Source organism: Pseudomonas sp. 14A (genome assembly GCF_018132745.1).
Taxonomy (GTDB): Bacteria; Pseudomonadota; Gammaproteobacteria; order Pseudomonadales; family Pseudomonadaceae; genus Aquipseudomonas; species Aquipseudomonas mercuritolerans.
The window spans coordinates 126,920-146,038 of sequence record NZ_JAGRQJ010000018.1 but is presented as its reverse complement, the minus strand read 5'-3'; the positions used below and the strand labels follow the sequence as shown (position 1 = coordinate 146,038).

Annotated in this window: 18 protein-coding genes; 13 read left to right on the top strand and 5 right to left on the bottom strand. The window is 60.4% G+C overall.

Annotated features, from left to right (window positions below; all coding sequences use genetic code 11):
• Window positions 1–34: 34 nt before the first annotated feature.
• Window positions 35–223 carry a hypothetical protein gene (locus tag PS14A_RS23240; RefSeq protein ID WP_212617317.1) on the top strand — a complete coding sequence of 63 codons (189 nt, stop codon included), beginning with the start codon at window positions 35–37 and terminating at the stop codon, window positions 221–223.
• 399 nt (window positions 224–622) lie between these two features.
• On the opposite strand, the gene PS14A_RS23235 is transcribed toward PS14A_RS23240, so the two are convergent.
• The 3 genes from PS14A_RS23235 to PS14A_RS23225 all read right to left on the bottom strand — a co-directional run bounded on the left by PS14A_RS23235 (window position 623) and on the right by PS14A_RS23225 (window position 3,771).
• Window positions 623–2,089, bottom strand: a complete 1,467-nt coding sequence (locus PS14A_RS23235) for a hypothetical protein (RefSeq protein WP_249121395.1) — start codon at window positions 2,087–2,089, stop codon at window positions 623–625.
• On the bottom strand, window positions 2,086–2,571 hold the full coding sequence (locus PS14A_RS23230; RefSeq protein ID WP_212617315.1) for an Hcp family type VI secretion system effector: 486 nt from the start codon (window positions 2,569–2,571) through the stop codon (window positions 2,086–2,088). Before PS14A_RS23230 ends, PS14A_RS23235 begins: the two co-directional genes overlap by 4 nt.
• Window positions 2,572–2,730: 159 nt before the next feature.
• Window positions 2,731–3,771 carry a low specificity L-threonine aldolase gene (locus PS14A_RS23225; protein WP_016772826.1) on the bottom strand — a complete coding sequence of 347 codons (1,041 nt, stop codon included), beginning with the start codon at window positions 3,769–3,771 and terminating at the stop codon, window positions 2,731–2,733.
• 126 nt (window positions 3,772–3,897) lie between these two features.
• Here PS14A_RS23225 and PS14A_RS23220 point away from each other — a divergent pair, with 126 nt between their 5' ends.
• From PS14A_RS23220 to fdhA, 8 genes are all read left to right on the top strand, one after another.
• Entirely contained in the window at window positions 3,898–4,608 is a 711-nt protein-coding gene (locus PS14A_RS23220; protein ID WP_212617314.1) for a TraX family protein, read from the top strand.
• Window positions 4,609–4,865: 257 nt separating this feature from the next.
• Window positions 4,866–6,119: a serine hydroxymethyltransferase gene (gene glyA, locus PS14A_RS23215; protein ID WP_024014589.1), complete on the top strand. Its 1,254-nt coding sequence runs from the start codon at window positions 4,866–4,868 to the stop codon at window positions 6,117–6,119.
• Between the two features lie 21 nt (window positions 6,120–6,140).
• Complete coding sequence (locus PS14A_RS23210; protein ID WP_016772829.1) at window positions 6,141–7,391, top strand: sarcosine oxidase subunit beta; 1,251 nt, start codon at window positions 6,141–6,143, stop codon at window positions 7,389–7,391.
• 14 nt (window positions 7,392–7,405) lie between these two features.
• Entirely contained in the window at window positions 7,406–7,735 is a 330-nt protein-coding gene (locus PS14A_RS23205) for a sarcosine oxidase subunit delta (protein WP_016772830.1), read from the top strand.
• Complete coding sequence (locus tag PS14A_RS23200; protein ID WP_212617313.1) at window positions 7,732–10,749, top strand: sarcosine oxidase subunit alpha; 3,018 nt, start codon at window positions 7,732–7,734, stop codon at window positions 10,747–10,749. Before PS14A_RS23205 ends, PS14A_RS23200 begins: the two co-directional genes overlap by 4 nt.
• A gap of 142 nt (window positions 10,750–10,891) precedes the next feature.
• A complete protein-coding gene (gene soxG, locus PS14A_RS23195) occupies window positions 10,892–11,524 on the top strand; it encodes a sarcosine oxidase subunit gamma family protein (protein ID WP_016772832.1) in 633 nt (210 codons plus the stop codon).
• 224 nt (window positions 11,525–11,748) lie between these two features.
• A complete protein-coding gene (gene purU / locus PS14A_RS23190) occupies window positions 11,749–12,606 on the top strand; it encodes a formyltetrahydrofolate deformylase (RefSeq protein ID WP_137214254.1) in 858 nt (285 codons plus the stop codon).
• Between the two features lie 175 nt (window positions 12,607–12,781).
• The gene (gene fdhA, locus PS14A_RS23185) at window positions 12,782–13,981 is read left to right on the top strand and encodes a formaldehyde dehydrogenase, glutathione-independent (protein WP_212617312.1); all 1,200 of its coding nucleotides are present in this window, start codon (window positions 12,782–12,784) and stop codon (window positions 13,979–13,981) included.
• 62 nt (window positions 13,982–14,043) lie between these two features.
• Here fdhA and PS14A_RS23180 read toward each other — a convergent pair whose 3' ends face one another.
• Window positions 14,044–14,355, bottom strand: a complete 312-nt coding sequence (locus PS14A_RS23180; RefSeq protein ID WP_212617311.1) for a hypothetical protein — start codon at window positions 14,353–14,355, stop codon at window positions 14,044–14,046.
• Window positions 14,356–14,633: 278 nt separating this feature from the next.
• Between PS14A_RS23180 and PS14A_RS23175 the strand changes: the two genes are divergently transcribed.
• Entirely contained in the window at window positions 14,634–15,191 is a 558-nt protein-coding gene (locus PS14A_RS23175; protein ID WP_041476745.1) for a DUF2780 domain-containing protein, read from the top strand.
• Window position 15,192: 1 nt separating this feature from the next.
• On the opposite strand, the gene PS14A_RS23170 is transcribed toward PS14A_RS23175, so the two are convergent.
• A complete protein-coding gene (locus PS14A_RS23170) occupies window positions 15,193–16,080 on the bottom strand; it encodes an acyltransferase (RefSeq protein WP_123443809.1) in 888 nt (295 codons plus the stop codon).
• Between the two features lie 258 nt (window positions 16,081–16,338).
• Here PS14A_RS23170 and PS14A_RS23165 point away from each other — a divergent pair, with 258 nt between their 5' ends.
• The 3 genes from PS14A_RS23165 to creC all read left to right on the top strand — a co-directional run bounded on the left by PS14A_RS23165 (window position 16,339) and on the right by creC (window position 19,013).
• Window positions 16,339–16,845, top strand: coding sequence for an ATP-dependent zinc protease (locus tag PS14A_RS23165; RefSeq protein WP_016772839.1), 507 nt, complete (start codon window positions 16,339–16,341; stop codon window positions 16,843–16,845).
• Between the two features lie 69 nt (window positions 16,846–16,914).
• Entirely contained in the window at window positions 16,915–17,595 is a 681-nt protein-coding gene (gene creB / locus PS14A_RS23160; RefSeq protein ID WP_212617310.1) for a two-component system response regulator CreB, read from the top strand.
• Window positions 17,595–19,013 (top strand): two-component system sensor histidine kinase CreC, encoded by a 1,419-nt coding sequence (creC, locus tag PS14A_RS23155; RefSeq protein WP_212617309.1) that lies wholly within the window; start codon window positions 17,595–17,597, stop codon window positions 19,011–19,013. Before creB ends, creC begins: the two co-directional genes overlap by 1 nt.
• Window positions 19,014–19,119: the final 106 nt, after the last annotated feature.

The following is a 19,119-nucleotide window of genomic DNA, read 5'->3' as shown; positions in this document are numbered from 1 at the left end:
GTAAAGGCTTCCTAATTGCCATGACGGACAAGTCATGGCAGTTGTTTATCGATGTTGTATCTGTGTGAAGTTCTACCGCTTTTACGCGCCAGAGCTACCGGACGGGGTGTCCAAAAAACGACGCGCTGAAATAAAGCAGTGGAGTTGTGACGAAGCTGAAAATCAAGACGCGATCAAATGGCTTTGTATTGAAATGTTTGCCTTGGTCTCCAATGATGATTGAAAAAGTCATCATCAAAACCGCGAGCATAAACATTGCTGACAAGGGGGCTGCTATTTCCAATCCGTTAAATTCGTACCACTGGGTTTTTCTCTGAATTCTGTAAGGTAATTGAATGCTCTGTTTGTAAATTGCGCGAGCAGCAACGATAAACAAGCATAGGGTCGTCAGGTCGCATATCAGAAGTCCACGCCTTCTCGGTGTAAGGGCAAACCATTTTCTTGGCTGCGGCAGGCGTTTTTCAAACCTGCTGCCACAAACATGACATTTGGAAAATGTCTTTTTATTTTTGGCGCTGCATGTTTTGCATATTTTTGTTCGTGGTTTCATAAAGAAAAACGCTATTTAGTTCTGCTTGGAGTGTTCGCTCGTTTTGTCCTGGGCAATGTTTGGTCAGGCGACTCATCGAGTATCTTGGTAAATTATCTCAGCAGCATCTTCGCCCAATGTTTCACCTATTATTACCGCTGCAAGAGATCCGACGCCCACCGCTACTGCACCGCAGACCAAGGTGCCAACTCCTCCTGTCGGAACGCCTATTCCCAGACAAATTTTCGCTGCTACTGGCGCGGTCAAGATGCGACTGCTGATTGCTCCTCCAACCATGCCACCCATAAAGCTTCCGGTTTCCGTGAATTTCACCTTTTCACACGCCTCGGTATTCCCATGCAGGCACACATCCTGCACCTTCAAGGCCGAGGCGCCACCGCCTACTGCTGTGCCGATCCAGCCACCATATTTGACGTACTGTGACGCTTGGCTGATAGCCCGAATATGCGTGGCATACCCCGGGTTTTGGCCGACGCCGCCAGCCTTTCTCCAACGATGCACTAGGTGAGGATGATCGATGCCGAGAGCGGTCTTGAGGCTCGGGTGATCCGGGAGACCAATGCTTTGCCGCGTGAACTGGTTGAGATTGACGTCCAGTTTTTTCAGCAACTGCGCACGTTGTTTTTTGAATTGCTTCGAGTTCAGGCTGCCTTTTACGTCCAGCGTATGAACATGCAACTTCTCAAGATCTGCGAGAACATTTTTTATGCCATCCAGATGATTGGCTGCCATGGCCGTGACGACCCCGATCACTTTTGATTCATAGGCGAGTGCGGTCTGGATCACGCCATAGTGCTGCGCCATGAAATCCGCTTCTTCCACGGTCAGCGGCTCCAGCGTCGCACTGACGAAACGCGCGGTCTGCATCAGCAATGCTTCTTCGTATGTGCATTGCTGATTGTCAGGGTCGCTCAGCACGATCATCGAACCGGCTTTAATCATGTCCGGGGTCGGATTCAAACTTCTGAATCTGGCGATGACATTCGGGTTGGCGGAGGGGAGCAGTTGTGCCTCAAGCTTCTCGGCGACAATGCTTTTCGGCACGATGTAAAAACCCGGCTCCGATGGGGCCGGACGATCTTGCGGCCAGTGCTCGCTGGGGAAGAACTTCAAGTCGTTGACGGGGTGAGGGCTGCGCGCGGTGCTGCTGTTATTAACGCGCGCCACCCTGAGGTTCTGCTGATGAATCGCGCGCAGCAACCTGTCTGGATCGGAGCGCGAGGCAGGCTGCCTGAGCATCGATAACGGGCGTTTTTTCACCCCTTCAGGAACGGCGCCTTTGGTGCCGCGTACCAGAACTCTGGATTGGTTCAGAAGGTGGCGCTGTTCCTGTGCGAGGGCGTCAAGGCCAATGTCCGCTGGAAGGCGGCCGCTGGCGACATCATCGACAATGCCCTTGGCGAAGCGCGCGACCTCCTGATTGAACTGCACGCGCGCACTGCCAAATGCCAGATGACGTGAGCCGACTGTCTGTGCCTGTGCGAGCAGCTTGCCGGCAGCGTGTCGAACGTCGCTGAGGTCGTGGCGCTGATCGGTCAACCTTCTTCGCCCCATGAGGCATGGCCGCTGGTCCCGGCGAGGTGATGCACCCAGCTGATGCCACGATAGCGAATGGCGACCTGCTCCTGAGGTTCCGCGTCGTTGTGCAGAATGACGTGGGCCATATCCAGGTTCAGTTCGGTGAGCACCGCGCCGTCGATCGAGACAGAAAAGTATTTTTCCTGCTGACCCTGAGGGGAGGTTCGGTAGAAGTTGATCTTGCAGTCGATCTCTTCACGGTTGGCCAGTGCCTGGGCCAGCAGCGGTGAAGATTTGTCGACGACTTTGGTGACAATGACCGGCGCGTGGGTGGCTCGGTGAGAGTTGTCGAGGTTGGCGAGGTTGTGGCTGTACGACAGCACCATGATTTGATCGGTGTGTGCCGCCTGATATCTGTTGCCGACCGAATCAGGCGTTGAGCAGCCTGCCGAAATCAGCCCTTGGGTCTTGCCCGTGATCGTCATGTAGCCGGGAATTGCCATCGCGTGCGCTCCTTGAATCGGGAGCGGGCAGTCTATGGCGGGATTTTCGTGCTTTCTGTAGGCCTTGGTGTAGTCCGATTCTGAAAATGCAGGTCTGCGACGCGCAGCCTCTGGGTTGCATTCCCGTGCTGAGCATGGGAATGCAACTAGGGAGCGGAATCAGGCCGACATCACTTCGCGAATATCGCGCGCCAGTTCGCGCACGCGCTCTTCTTCGGTGTCCCAGGAGCACATGAAACGTGCGCCGCCCTTGCCGATGAAGGTGTAGAAACGCCAGTTCTTTGCAGTCAACGCAGCGATGGCCGGCTCGGACAGTTGCAGGAACACGCCGTTGGCCTGCACCGGGAACATCAGTTCGACGCCGGGAATGTCGCTGACTAGTTCTGCCAGCAGTTGCGCGCAGTGGTTGGCGTGGCGGGCGTATTTGAGCCAGGCGTCGTTTTCCAGAATGCCGACCCACGGTGCCGACAAAAAGCGCATCTTCGACGCCAGTTGCCCGGCCTGCTTGCAGCGATAATCAAAGTCTTCGGCCAGTTTGTGGTTGAAGAACAGGATCGCTTCACCCACCGCCATGCCGTTCTTGGTGCCGCCGAAGCACAGCACGTCGACGCCGGCTTTCCAGGTCAGGTCGGCGGGCGAGCAGCCGAGGAATGCGCAGGCGTTGGAGAACCGCGCGCCGTCCATATGCAGGTGCAGGCCCAGTTCCTTGCAGGTTGCGCTGATGGCGCGGACTTCTTCCGGGGTGTAGACGCTGCCGACTTCAGTGGCTTGAGTCAGGGTCACCACACGCGGTTTCGGGTAGTGGATGTCCTGACGCTTTAGCGCGACCTCACGGATCGATTGCGGGGTGATCTTGCCGTTTTCAGTGCCGGCGATCAGCAGCTTCGAGCCGTTGGAAAAGAATTCCGGAGCGCCGCATTCGTCGGTTTCGACGTGGGCGGTTTCCGAGCAGATCACGCTGTGGTAACTCTGGCACAGCGACGACAGCGCCAGCGAGTTGGCGGCGGTGCCGTTGAAGGCGAAGAACACTTCGCAGTCGGTTTCGAACAGTTTGCGGAAATGATCCGCCGCGCGGGCGGTCCATTCATCGTCGCCGTAAGCGCGCTGGTGGCCGTGGTTGGCCTGTTCCATGGCAGCCCAGGCTTCCGGGCAGATCCCGGAATAGTTGTCGCTGGCGAATTGTTGGCTCTTGTCGGTCATGGCCGGCTTCCGTAATCGAGACTCTTGTGAAGGCTCGTGGTCAATGAGGATGCGCACTTTACCGAAGATCTTCCGGGGAGCACATGCGATGTCGGGTGGGGAAAACTACCAGTTTATGGGCCGATTATGCACCTGAGCCAACGCGACGGTGCCCTGGATCTGCTCAAGTGGCTGGCGTTGCTGAGCATGTTGCTCGATCACCTGCGATATGTCGGCTTCTCCGCCGACTGGCTGTATGTGCCGGGGCGCCTGGCGTTTCCATGGTTTTGCCTGGCGATGGCGGCGAATCTGGCACGAGACGGTTCGCGCAAAATGGAATGGCGCTATCTGGGCTGGCTGTTGCTGTTCAGTGCAATCAGCGAAATCCCTTATCGCTTTTATATCCCCGACCCTGACACGTTCAACGTGATGCCGACGCTGGCGCTGGGCTTGCTGGTGGCGCGCGGCTGGCAGGACTCAGCGTCGGTGCCACGGTTGCTCGCGCTGGCCGCGCTGGTGGTTGCGGCGGTTTTTTCAGAACGACTGATGTTCGGTTTCTTCGGCGTATTGTTGCCATTGGCGATGCTGCTGGTGTTCCGCCGACCCTGGTATTTCAGCCTGTTGCCGGGGCTGGTGTGTCTGGCGGCGAACCAATGGCAGGTGCTGCTTGAATCGGCGCGCTTCGGCAACAGCGTGGCGATGCTTGGTCTGGCGACGTGTGTGTTTGCGCCGATGCTCGGAATGTTCTTGTTGCGACATGGGCGACATGTCCGGCCTCCACCGATGCGGCGCTGGGCGTATGCGCTGTATCCCGCGCATTTCCTCTTGCTGCTCGCCGTCCGCCAAATCATTGCCTGACCCCTGTAGGAGCTGCCGAAGGCTGCGATCCTTTGATCTTCAAAGTCAAAGTCAAAAGATCGCAGCCTTCGGCAGCTCCTACAGGGGGAGTGCATTCTTCGGGTCATTTCCAGCCATGTCGTAAACGCACCTTTGCGTGGCGTCCGCAGGCATTTGAGCTGTCTGCACCGGCCATACCATCGCATCAAAGGGCACTGCCATCGTTGCCAGTGCCTTACCGAGACGAATGGCGCACAGATGCCGCTGGGAGAGACGCGATGTTCAGCAAGCAAGACCAGATCCAGGGTTACGACGATGCACTGCTGGCGGCGATGAATGCCGAGGAGCAACGTCAGGAAGATCACATCGAGCTGATCGCGTCGGAGAACTACACCAGCAAACGCGTCATGCAGGCGCAAGGCAGCGGCCTGACCAACAAATACGCCGAGGGCTATCCGGGCAAGCGCTACTACGGCGGCTGCGAGCATGTGGACAAAGTCGAAGCACTGGCCATCGAACGCGCCAAGCAACTGTTCGGCGCCGACTATGCCAACGTCCAGCCGCACTCCGGCTCCTCGGCCAACAGCGCCGTGTACCTTGCGTTGATCCAGCCGGGTGACACCATCCTCGGCATGAGTCTGGCCCACGGCGGTCACCTGACCCACGGCGCGAAAGTGTCGTCCTCGGGCAAGCTCTACAACGCCGTGCAGTACGGCATCAACACCGACACCGGGCTGATCGACTACGACGAAGTCGAGCGTCTGGCGGTCGAGTGCAAACCGAAAATGATCGTTGCCGGTTTCTCCGCTTACTCGAAGACTCTGGACTTCCCGCGCTTCCGTCAGATCGCCGACAAGGTCGGGGCGCTGCTGTTCGTCGACATGGCCCACGTCGCCGGTCTGGTCGCTGCGGGCCTGTACCCGAATCCGCTGCCGTACGCCGACGTGGTCACCACCACCACGCACAAGACCCTGCGCGGTCCGCGTGGTGGGTTGATCCTGGCCAAGTCCAACGAAGAGATCGAGAAGAAGCTCAACGCCGCCGTTTTCCCCGGCGCCCAGGGCGGACCGCTGATGCACGTCATCGCCGGTAAGGCGGTGTGCTTCAAGGAAGCGCTGGAGCCTGGCTTCAAGGCTTATCAGCAACAAGTGATCGACAACGCCCAGGCGATGGCCAGCGTGTTCATCAAGCGTGGCTACGATGTGGTCTCCGGCGGCACCGACAACCATCTGTTCCTGGTCAGCCTGATCCGTCAGGGCCTGACCGGCAAGGACGCCGACGCCGCGCTGGGCCGCGCGCACATCACGGTGAACAAGAACGCCGTGCCGAACGACCCGCAGTCGCCGTTCGTGACCTCGGGCCTGCGCATCGGCACCCCGGCGGTGACCACGCGCGGCTTCAAGGTCAGCCAGTGCGAAACCCTCGCCGGCTGGATCTGCGACATCCTCGACAACCTCGGCGACGCCGATGTCGAGGCCAATGTCGCCCAGCAGGTCTCGGCCCTGTGCGCAGACTTCCCGGTTTATCGCTGAGTCGGTTTTGGAGTAATGACTATGCAACGCTATTCCGGCTTCGGCCTGTTCAAACACTCGCTCAGCCACCACGAGAACTGGCAGCGCATGTGGCGCACGCCCACCCCGAAAAAAGTCTACGACGTGGTCATCGTCGGCGGCGGCGGGCACGGCCTGGCGACGGCCTACTATCTGGCCAAGGAGCACGGCATCACCAATGTCGCCGTGGTCGAGAAAGGCTGGCTGGGCGGCGGTAACACCGCGCGCAACACCACCATCGTGCGTTCCAACTACCTGTGGGACGAGTCGGCGCACCTCTACGAACACGCGATGAAATTGTGGGAAGGCCTGTCGCAGGATCTCAACTACAACGTGATGTTCTCCCAGCGTGGCGTCTACAACCTGTGCCACACCCTGCAGGACATCCGTGATTCCGAGCGTCGGGTCAGTGCCAACCGCCTCAACGGCGTCGACGGCGAATTGCTCGACGCCAAGCAGGTTGCGGACGAGATTCCGTACCTGGACTGCTCGAAAAACACCCGCTACCCGATCATGGGCGCGACCGTGCAGCGTCGCGGCGGCGTCGCCCGTCACGATGCCGTGGCGTGGGGCTTCGCCCGTGCCGCCGATGCCTTGGGCGTGGACCTGATCCAGCAGACCGAAGTGATCGGTTTCCGCAAGGAAAATGGCGTGTGCATCGGCGTTGAAACCAACAAGGGTTTCATTGGCGCCAAGCGCGTCGGCGTGGTGACGGCCGGTAACTCCGGGCACATGGCCAAGCTTGCCGGTTTCCGCCTGCCGATCGAATCCCACCCGCTGCAAGCGCTGGTGTCCGAGCCGATCAAACCGATTATCGACAGTGTGATCATGTCCAACGCCGTCCACGGTTACATCAGCCAGTCCGACAAGGGCGACCTGGTGATCGGCGCCGGTATCGACGGCTACAACGGCTACGGCCAGCGTGGTTCGTACCCGGTAATCGAACACACCATTCAGGCCATCGTCGAGATGTTCCCGGTGCTCTCGCGGGTACGCATGAACCGCCAGTGGGGCGGCATCGTCGACACCACCCCGGACGCTTGCCCGATCATCTCGAAAACGCCAGTACCGAACATGTTCTTCAACTGCGGTTGGGGCACCGGTGGCTTCAAGGCTACACCCGGCTCGGGCAACGTGTTTGCCGCGAGTCTGGCCAAGGGTGAAATGCACCCATTGGCTGCACCTTTCTCCATCGACCGTTTCCACAACGGTGCGTTGATCGATGAACACGGCGCTGCTGCGGTTGCCCACTAACAGGAGAAATCCCCATGTTGCATATCTTCTGTCCTCACTGCGGCGAACTGCGCTCTGAAGAGGAATTCCACGCATCCGGTCAGGCGCACATCCCGCGTCCGCTGGATCCGAACGCCTGCACCGATGAAGAGTGGGGCGACTACATGTTCTTCCGCGATAACCCGCGCGGTCTGCATCACGAGCTGTGGGACCACGTTGCCGGTTGCCGCCAGTACTTCAACGTCACTCGCGATACCGTGACCTACGAGATTCTCGAGAGCTACAAGATCGGCGAGAAGCCGCAATTCACCGACAAGGCTGGCACTGCGAAAACAGCCACGACGGCGCTGGGAGAGAAGGTATGAGCCAGACCAATCGCCTGTCCAACGGTGGACGGATCGACCGCAACAAAGTGCTGAGCTTCACCTTCAACGGCCAGACCTACAAAGGCTACGAAGGCGACTCGCTGGCCGCCGCCCTGATTGCCAACGGCGTCGACATCATCGGCCGCAGCTTCAAGTATTCGCGCCCTCGCGGCATCTTCGCGGCTGGTTCCGAAGAGCCGAACGCGGTGCTGCAGATCGGTGCTACCGAAGCCACGCAGATCCCCAACGTGCGCGCCACGCAACAGGCGTTGTATCAGGGCCTGGTCGCCACCAGCACCAACGGCTGGCCGAGCGTCAACAACGACATGATGGGGATTCTCGGCAAGGTCGGCGGCAAGCTGATGCCGCCGGGTTTCTACTACAAAACCTTCATGTACCCGCAATCGTTCTGGATGACTTACGAGAAGTACATCCGCAAGGCTGCCGGCCTCGGCCGTTCGCCGACCGAGAACGATCCGGACACCTACGACTACATGAACCAGCACTGCGACGTGCTGATCGTCGGTGCCGGCCCGGCCGGTCTCGCCGCTGCCCTGGCCGCTGCGCGCAGCGGTGCCCGCGTGATTCTGGCCGATGAGCAGGAAGAGTTCGGCGGCAGCCTGCTCGACTCGCGCGAAAGCCTCGACGGCAAGCCGGCGATGGAATGGGTTGCCAGCGTCATCGCTGAATTGAAAAACACCCCGGACGTGCTGCTGTTGCCGCGCGCCACGGTCAACGGTTACCACGATCACAACTTCCTGACCATTCACGAACGCCTCACCGATCACCTCGGTGACCGCGCGCCGATCGGTCAGGTGCGTCAGCGCATCCACCGTGTCCGCGCCAAGCGCGTGGTGCTGGCGACCGGCGCCCACGAGCGTCCACTGGTCTACGGCAACAACGATGTGCCGGGCAACATGCTCGCCGGTGCGGTGTCGACTTACGTGCGTCGTTATGGCGTAGCGCCAGGCAAGAAACTGGTGCTCTCGACCAACAACGATCACGCCTATCGCGTCGCTCTGGATTGGCTCGATGCCAGTCTGCAAGTCGTCGCCATCGCTGACGCCCGCAGCAATCCGCGCGGTGCATTGGTCGAAGAAGCGCGCGCCAAAGGCATTCGCATCCTCACCGGCAGCGCGGTCATTGAAGTGCGTGGCAGCAAGCGTGTCAGCGCTGCCCGCGTCGCTGCGATTGACGTCAAAGCACACGCTGTGACTAGCCCAGGCGAGTGGCTCGACTGCGACCTGGTTGCCAGTTCCGGCGGCTACAGCCCAGTGGTTCACTTGGCGTCGCACTTGGGCGGCAAACCGGTCTGGCGTGAAGACATTCTCGGTTTCGTACCGGGCGAAGCACCGCAGAAACGCGTGTGCGTCGGTGGCATCAATGGCGTCTACGCGCTCGGCGATTCGCTGGCCGACGGTTTCGAAGGTGGCGTGCGCGCTGCTGCTGAAGCCGGTTTCCAGACCGTTGAAGGCGTGTTGCCGAAAGCCTTGAGCCGTCTCGAAGAGCCGACTCTGGCGCTGTTCCAGGTGCCGCACGAGAAGAACTCGGCGCGAGCACCGAAGCAATTCGTCGACTTCCAGAACGACGTCACCGCCGGTGGCATCGAACTGGCGACCCGCGAAGGTTTCGAGTCGGTCGAGCACGTCAAACGCTACACCGCGCTGGGCTTCGGCACCGATCAGGGCAAGCTCGGCAACGTCAACGGTCTGGCCATTGCCGCCCGGTCGCTGAACGTGACCATCCCGCAGATGGGCACCACCATGTTCCGTCCGAACTACACGCCGGTGACCTTCGGCGCCGTGGCCGGTCGGCATTGCGGGCACATCTTCGAACCGGTGCGCTACACCGCGCTGCATGCATGGCACGTGAAGAACGGCGCCGAGTTTGAAGACGTCGGTCAGTGGAAGCGTCCCTGGTACTTCCCGAAAAACGGTGAAGACCTGCACGCGGCGGTCAAGCGCGAATGCAAAGCCGTGCGCGACAGCGTTGGCCTGCTCGATGCTTCGACCCTCGGCAAGATCGACATTCAAGGCCCGGATGCCCGCGAGTTTCTCAACCGCGTGTACACCAACGCCTGGACCAAGCTCGACGTGGGCAAGGCGCGCTACGGTCTGATGTGCAAGGAAGACGGCATGGTCTTCGACGACGGGGTGACCGCGTGTCTGGCCGACAACCATTTCGTCATGACCACCACCACCGGCGGCGCCGCGCGCGTACTGCAGTGGCTGGAGCTGTACCACCAGACCGAATGGCCGGAGCTGAAGGTGTACTTCACGTCGGTCACCGACCACTGGGCGACCATGACCCTGTCCGGGCCGAACAGCCGCAAGCTGCTCAGCGCCGTGACCGACATCGATCTGAGCAACGAAGCGTTCCCGTTCATGACCTGGAAAGAAGGTCTGGTCGGCGATGTGCCGGCGCGGGTGTTCCGTATCTCGTTCACCGGTGAGCTGTCGTACGAAGTCAACGTGCAGGCCGATTATGCGATGGGCGTGCTGGAGAAAATCGTCGAGGCCGGCAAGCAGTACAACCTGACCCCGTACGGCACCGAAACCATGCACGTGCTGCGGGCCGAGAAGGGCTTCATCATCGTCGGCCAGGACACCGACGGCTCGATGACCCCGGACGACCTGAACATGGGCTGGTGTGTCGGTCGCAGCAAACCGTTCTCGTGGATCGGCCAGCGCGGCATGAACCGCGAAGATTGCGTGAAAGACCAGCGCAAACAACTGGTGGGCCTCAAGCCGATCGACCCGACTAAATGGCTGCCGGAAGGTGCGCAGCTGGTGTTCAACACCAAGCAGGCGATCCCGATGACCGTGGTCGGCCACGTGACCTCGAGTTACGCGCACAACTCCCTCGGTTATTCGTTTGCCATGGGCGTGGTCAAGGGCGGTCTCAAGCGCATGGGTGAGCGGGTGTTCGCACCGCTGGCCGATGGCAGCGTGATCGAGGCGGAGATTGTTTCTTCGGTGTTCTTTGATCCGAAGGGTGATCGCCAGAACATCTGACAACCTCGGGAGCGGTGGGCGGGCGGCTATTCGCGAGCAGGCTCGCTCCCACATTCGATCGCGTTCCCCTGTGGGAGCGAGCCTGCTCGCGAAGGCGGCGGCACAGCAACCACAGGAACCAACAGAATTCAGAAGGTGCTTTATGACCACAGCCAATGTTTACCAGCAACGCCCGACCACCGGCGCCCGTGCCGAGTCGTCGCTGCACCATGCCGACCTCGCCAGCCTGGTCGGCAAGGGCCGCAAGAACGCCGGCGTGATCGTGCGGGAAAAGAAACTCCTCGGCCACCTGACCATTCGTGGCGATGGCCACGATGCAGCCTTCGCGGCCGGTGTGCACAAAGCGCTTGGCATTGAATTGCCCGGCGCGCTGAGCGTGATCGTCAAAGGCGAAACCAGCCTGCAATGGATGGGCCCGGACGAGTGGCTGCTGATCGTGCCAAGCGGCGAAGAATTCGCCGCCGAGCAGAAACTGCGTGAAGCGCTGGGTGATCTGCACATCGCCATCGTCAACGTCAGTGGTGGCCAGCAGATCCTCGAACTGAGCGGGCCGAACGTGCGCCAGGTGCTGATGAAGTCCACCAGCTATGACGTGCACCCGAACAACTTTCCGGTCGGTAAAGCGGTGGGCACGGTGTTCGCCAAGTCGCAGCTGATGATTCGCCATACCGCCGAAGACACTTGGGAGCTGCTGATCCGTCGCAGCTTCTCGGATTACTGGTGGTTGTGGTTGCAGGATGCTTCGGCCGAGTACGGGTTGAGCGTTCAGGCCTGAAAAAGATCAAGAGCCACCCCCTCACCCCAGCCCTCTCCCCCAGGGGGGAGAGGGGGGAAAGGGAGCAGGTTTGTGTGTTTTTCGAGCCTGAGTTCGCCGCGATATTTCAGGTCGGCGTAGCTCGAAAGAACACCTCGGTCAGTCCCCTCTACCTCCGGGAGAGGGCTAGGGTGAGGGAAAAAAATCCCCCTGACACCCCGCACAAGAACAGGAGTCACCGCACCATGAGCCGCGCCCCAGACACATGGATTCTGACCGCCGACTGCCCCAGCGTCCTCGGCACGGTGGACGCGGTCACGCGTTTTCTGTTCGAGCAGGGCTGTTATGTCACCGAGCACCACTCGTTCGATGACCGCCTCTCGGGGCGCTTCTTCATCCGCGTGGAATTCCGTCAGCCTGATGGTTTCGACGAACAATCCTTCCGCGCAGGTTTGGCCGAGCGCGGAGCGGCGTTCGGCATGCTCTTCGAGCTGACCGCGCCGAACTACCGGCCGAAAGTGGTGATCATGGTGTCCAAGGCCGATCACTGCCTCAACGACTTGCTCTATCGCCAGCGCATCGGCCAGTTGTCGATGGACGTGGCCGCGGTGGTGTCCAACCATCCGGATCTCAAGCCGTTGGCCGACTGGCACCAGATTCCCTACTACCATTTCCCTCTCGACCCCAATGACAAACCGGCGCAGGAGCGTCAGGTCTGGCAGGTGATCGAAGAGGCCGGTGCCGAACTGGTGATCCTCGCCCGCTACATGCAGGTGCTATCGCCGGAGCTGTGCCGCAAGCTCGATGGCAAGGCGATCAACATTCATCACTCGCTGCTGCCGGGCTTCAAAGGCGCCAAGCCTTATCACCAGGCCTACAACAAAGGCGTGAAACTGGTGGGCGCGACGGCGCATTACATCAACAACGATCTCGATGAAGGGCCGATCATCGCCCAGGGCGTCGAGGCGGTGGATCACAGTCATTACCCCGAGGACCTGATTGCCAAGGGGCGCGATATCGAAGGCCTGACGCTGGCGCGGGCGGTTGGGTATCACATCGAAAGAAGGGTGTTCCTGAACGCCAACAGAACCGTCGTTCTCTAGATCGCTTTTGCGAGCAGGCTCGCTCCCACAGGGGTATGTATTCCAATGTGGGAGCGAGCCTGCTCGCGAAGGGGCCATAACAAACAACGCAAGACCAACAAGCAATACCCGAGCACTCAACGCGCTGCCCAACCCGGGCAACGCGGTTCCATAAAAACAACAGCGAGGTGAAAGCATGTCTGGCAATCGTGGTGTGGTGTATCTCGGCGCTGGCAAGGTCGAAGTACAGAAAATCGACTATCCGAAAATGCAAGACCCGCGCGGTCGCAAGATCGAGCACGGGGTCATTCTCAAAGTGGTTTCCACCAACATCTGCGGCTCCGACCAGCACATGGTGCGCGGCCGGACCACGGCGCAGACCGGTCTGGTACTGGGCCACGAGATCACCGGCGAGGTGATCGAGAAGGGCTCCGACGTCGAAAACCTGAAGATCGGCGATCTGGTCTCCGTTCCGTTCAACGTAGCTTGCGGGCGCTGCCGTTCCTGCAAGGAGCAACACACCGGCGTCTGCCTGACCGTCAACCCGGCCCGTGCCGGCGGCGCATACGGTTACGTCGACATGGGCGACTGGACCGGTGGCCAGGCTGAATACGTGCTGGTGCCGTACGCCGACTTCAACCTGCTGAAACTGCCGGATCGCGACAAGGCCATGGAGAAAATCCGCGACCTGACCTGCCTCTCCGACATCCTCCCGACCGGTTACCACGGCGCCGTGACTGCCGGCGTTGGCCCGGGCAGCTCCGTGTACATCGCCGGCGCCGGTCCGGTCGGTCTGGCCGCTGCCGCTTCCGCACGTTTGCTCGGTGCGGCGGTGGTGATTGTCGGCGACGTCAACACCATCCGCCTGGCCCACGCCAAGGCCCAGGGTTTTGAGGTCGTCGACCTGTCCAAGGACACCCCGCTGCACGAACAGATCGCTGCACTGCTGGGCGAGCCGGAAGTGGACTGCGCGGTGGACTGCGTTGGCTTTGAAGCACGCGGCCACGGCCACGACGGTGTCAAGGCCGAAGCCCCGGCCACCGTACTCAACTCACTGATGGGCGTGGTGCGCGTTGCCGGCAAGATCGGTATCCCTGGCCTGTACGTCACCGAAGATCCAGGTGCCGTCGACGCCGCCGCAAAAATGGGCAGCCTGAGCATCCGCTTCGGCCTGGGCTGGGCCAAATCCCACAGCTTCCACACTGGCCAGACGCCAGTGATGAAGTACAACCGCCAGTTGATGCAGGCGATCATGTGGGACCGCATCAACATTGCCAAAGTGGTCGGCGTGCAAGTGATCAGCCTCGATCAGGCGCCGGAAGGTTATGGCGAGTTCGATGCCGGCGTGCCGAAGAAGTTTGTGATTGATCCGCATAAGTTGTTCAGTGCGGCGTAAGTTCTACCCATGTAAAAAGGGCAGCCGATCGGGCTGCCCTTTTTCGTTCTGTGTTCGACCAGTTATTTAAAGGCGCATTTGCGGGCGTCACCATCCTTGGTTGCACACTCATCACCGTTCCAATTGCTACCGGTGGCTTGAACCGGAGTGTCGTTTCTGTAGCCAGCCGAGACGCCAAGGTCTGCGTCACCTTCGTATCGGCAGATGACAACTGAATTGACAGTGTCTTTATCTTTAAGTCGGGCAGAAGTGAAGGTGACATCTTCCGCGCCTTGCGCATGGGTCACTGATATCGTTGGGCAGGTTGCAGCATAGGCAGTACTCATCATGGTCAGACCAAGCAGGGCGCCAGTGACAATTTTCAACTTCATCATTTCGTACTCTGTTACGTAATAGGAGTAGAGATATTCACTTGCATCGTTATGACTGCCAACTGTCAGATCTGACAGTTTTTTAGTTCTAGTCGAAATAAACAGTCGTGTTTTCAGTTTGAAGTCGAATAACGAAGTGGCTATTCAAAGATTGAACAATTCATATAGGTGAGTGCATAGAGAATGGGATGCGTCGCCAGGAACATGCCGCCCGATACCCGGTCAAACCGGCAGTTTCGTCGCCGTTGTCCGGTGGCAGCTTTTCCCAAGAGGATGTCTGAATGAAGATTTCACGCGGTTTTGCCCTGGCATCGCTCCTGACTCTGGCCGCCGGGCCGGTGTTTGCCGGTTTCAGTTTGAACGACGTGGCCGGGGCGGTAGCGGGGATGCAGGGTGGTGACAAGGCGGCCGCTGCGGCGCCGACCTCGGAGACCGCTGGTTTGTTGAGTGCGCTGAGTGCGCTGGACGTCACGCCGGAGCAGGCCGTTGGCGGTACCAGTGCGATGCTCGGGCTGGCGAAGAATCAGTTGAGCAGCACCGACTATTCGCAACTGGCCAAGGAAGTGCCGGGCATCGACAAGTTGTCCGGTGGCAGCGGCAATCTGGCGGCGCTCGGGGCTTTGCTCGGTTCGTCCGGCAAGTCCGCAGGCCTTGAGAATGCACTGGGCAATGTCAAAGACAGCAACGACCTCAACAATGCGTTCAGTGCGCTGGGCATGGACAGCGGCATGATCGGCCAGTTTGCCCCGGTGTTGCTGCAATACCTCGGTCAGCAGGGCGTCGGTGGTTCGCTGTTGAGCAGCCTGGGCAGCATCTGGGGTGTCGGCACCGGCACTTGAGTCAGCCGCGCTCGTTGCGCAGTTCGGCGATGCGCTGATCCTTTTCGATCCAGAGCTGGTTGACCCAGTTCTGGACGTGTTGGCGAAAGGCCGGATCTTTCTCATAATCGCCCTGCCACAGCGCCGGGTCGAGTTCGCGGGTCCTGATGTCGATGATCACTCGCGGCACATTGCCGCTGATCAGATCCCAGAACCCCGGGATTTTTTCCTGCGGATACACCACCGTCACATCGAGCATCGCGTCGAGTTGTTCACCCATCGCCGCCAGCACGAACGCCACGCCGCCGGCCTTGGGTTTGAGCAAGTGGTTGAACGGTGATTCCTGCTGGGTGCTTTTCGCCAGGGTGTAGCGCGTGCCTTCCAGATAATTCACCACCGTCACCGGCTGGCGCTTGAACAGCTCGCACGCCGCTTTGGTGATTTCCAGGTCCTTGCCCGCCAGCTCGGGATTCTTCGCCAGAAAGGCCTTGGTGTAGCGCTTCATGAACGGGTAATCCAGCGCCCACCACGCCAGGCCGAGAAACGGCACCCAGATCAGCTCTTTTTTCAGAAAGAATTTGAAGAACGGCGTGCGCCGGTTGAGGGTCTGGATCAGTGCCGGAATGTCCACCCAGGATTGATGATTGCTGACCACCAGATAAGACGTGTCGCGGCGCAGATCGTCGCCGCCGCGAATGTCCCACTGGGTCGGAATGCACAGCCGGAAGATCAGCTTGTCGATCTCGGCCCAGGTCTCGGCGATCCACATCACCGCACCTGATGCGTAATCCCGCCAGCGCCCGGGTGCGACCAGTTTGAGCAGGGCAAACACCATCAACGGCCCGATCAGGATCAGGGTGTTGAGCAACAGCAACAGGGTGACGAAACAGCCGGTGAGCAGGCGGCGCATAAGCAACTCTATGAAGTGGCAGGGGCGAGCCATGATAAGCAGCTTCGCGCAGCAGGCCAAATCGGTGCTGACGAATGTTTCACTTCAGTCCCGTTAACCTGATCGTTCCCACGCTCTGCGTGGTAACGCCGCCCGGGACGCTCCGCGTCCCCTGTGACGCAGAGCGTCACTGGATGCATTCCCACGCAGAGCGTGGGAACGATCAACCGCGCGACGGTCTAAAATCCCGTTGCCCAACCTCCCAAGGAAGCCCCTTACGTGAAATCCCTCCTTGCTCTGTTTGCCCTCGTCGCGCTGCCGGTCATGGCCGCCGAGCCGACGCTGTACGGTCGTTACGAATACATCGCGCTGCCGGAAATCGGCGGCGAAGTGCTCAAGGCCAAGATGGACACCGGTGCGCTGACCGCCTCGCTGTCGGCCAAGGACATCGAGACCTTCACCCGCGACGGCGAAGACTGGGTACGTTTCCGCCTCGCCACCAAGGACGCCAGCAACAAGGTTTTCGAGCACAAGGTCGCGCGCATCAGCAAGATCAAAAGCCGTTCCGACGAGGACGATGAAGAGCGTGACAGCAGCGATGTCGCCAAGCGCCCGGTGGTCGATCTGGAACTGTGCCTGGGCAACGTCAAGCGCACCGTCGAGGTCAACCTGACCGACCGCAGCCACTTCAACTATCCGCTGCTGATCGGCGCCAAGGCCTTGCGCGAGTTCGGCGCGGCGGTCAATCCGGCGCGGCGTTACACCGCCGACAAGCCTGACTGCTAAGTGGTCTGATTGACGTAACCCCGGGCTTGGGGCACCGTTCGCGCACTAACTGCCACGGGCTCGGACGCCATGCCGCACATCCTGATTGTCGAAGACGAAGCGGCGATTGCCGACACATTGATTTTTGCCTTGCAGGGCGAGGGGTTCAGCACCACGTGGCTGAACCTTGGCGCGGCGGCGCTGGAGCATCAGCGGCAAACCCCGGCCGACCTGATCATTCTCGATATCGGTCTGCCGGACATCAGTGGCTTCGAAACCTGCAAGCAATTGCGGCGCTTCACGGAAGTGCCGGTGCTGTTTCTCAGCGCCCGCGACGCCGAGATCGACCGCGTGGTGGGTCTGGAGATCGGTGCCGACGATTACGTGGTCAAGCCGTTCAGCCCGCGTGAAGTGGCGGCGCGGGTCAAGGCCATCCTCAAACGCATGGCGCCGCGCGCAACCCTGGAAGCAGGCTCAACGCTGTTTCGCATCGATGCCGAACGCGTACAGATCAGCTATCGCGGCCAGCCGCTGAGCCTGACCCGCCATGAATTCCGCTTGTTGCAATGCCTGCTCGAACAACCTGAGCGGGTGTTCAGCCGCGAGCAATTGCTTGATGCGCTGGGCGTTGCCGCTGATGCCGGGTACGAGCGCAGCATCGACAGTCACATCAAAAGCCTGCGCGCCAAGTTGCGCCTGGTGTGCGCCGAGGCCGAGCCGATCCAGACCCATCGCGGCCTCGGTTACAGCTACAGCCCGGGGCACAGCTGATGTCGCTGGGGCTGCGGATTTTTCTGGTGTATGTGCTGTTTGTCGGCCTGACCGGTTATTTCGTCCTCAACACGGTGATGGAAGAAATTCGCCCCGGCGTGCGCCAGTCCACCGAAGAGACGCTGGTGGACACCGCCAACCTGATGGCAGAAATCCTGCGCGACGATTTCAAGGCCGGCACCCTCAGCGAGAACCGCTGGCCGCAATTGCTCCGTGCCTATGGCGAGCGGCAGCCGCAAGCGACCATCTGGGGCTTGCCGAAAAACCAGGTCAACCACCGCATCTACGTCACCGACGCTAAGGGCATCGTTGTGCTCGACTCCAGCGGCGTCGCGGTCGGCCAGGATTATTCGCGCTGGAACGACGTCTACCTGACCCTGCGCGGCGAGTACGGCGCGCGCTCCAGCCGCAGTGATCCTGACGATCCGAGCTCTTCAGTGATGCACGTCGGCGCGCCGATCCGCGACAACGGCAAGATCATCGGCGTGGTCACCGTGGCCAAGCCCAACAGTTCGCTGCAACCCTACGTTGATCGCACCGAGCGGCGCTTGCTGTTTTACGGCGCCGGACTGATCGGCCTCGGCCTGCTCTTCGGTGCCTTGCTCTCATGGTGGCTCAGCCGCGCGCTGCACCGTTTGACCGGTTATGCCCAAGCGGTGAGCGAAGGCCGGCGCGTGGAAGTGCCGCATTATCGCGGCGGTGAGCTGGAGCAACTGGCCACAGCGGTTGAGCAGATGCGCACCCAGCTCGAAGGCAAGGCCTACGTCGAGCGTTACGTGCACACCCTGACCCATGAATTGAAAAGTCCGCTGGCGGCGATTCGGGGCGCGGCGGAGTTGCTGCAAAGCGAGATGCCGCCCGTCCAGCGTTTGCGCTTTGTCAGCAATATCGACAGCGAAAGCGCACGAATGCAGCAGTTGATCGAGCGCCTGCTTAACCTGGCGCAGGTGGAACAGCGCCAAGGGCTGGAAGAAAGGGTGGCAGTGCCGCTGGCGCTGTTGGTCGCAGAATTGCTCAAGGCGCAGGCCGCGCGGATCGAGGGCAAACAACTGCGCGTCGAGCAAGCGATCGGTGAGGAGTTGCTGCTGATTGGCGAGCCTTTTCTGCTGCGTCAGGCGTTGGGCAATCTGCTCGAGAACGCCCTGGATTTCACCCCGGCGCAGGGCTTGTTGCGCTTGAGTGCCGAGCGGGTTGGTGAGCAGATCGAATTCCGCCTGTTCAACCAGACCACGCCGATTCCCGATTACGCCTTGCCACGCCTGACCGAACGCTTCTACTCGTTGCCGCGCCCGGACAGCGGACGCAAGAGCACCGGGCTGGGGCTGAACTTCGTTGAAGAAGTGGTCAAGTTGCATGGTGGGGTGATGCGCATTGGCAATGTCGAGGGCGGGGTTGAGGTGGTATTGCGCCTGCCTTGAAACCGAGTCGCGACCTTCGCGAGCAGGCTCGCTCCCACAGGGGAATGCATTCTCCACACAATCTCCATATTCCCCGCACATTCCCTCCACACCGCATCGCCAGACT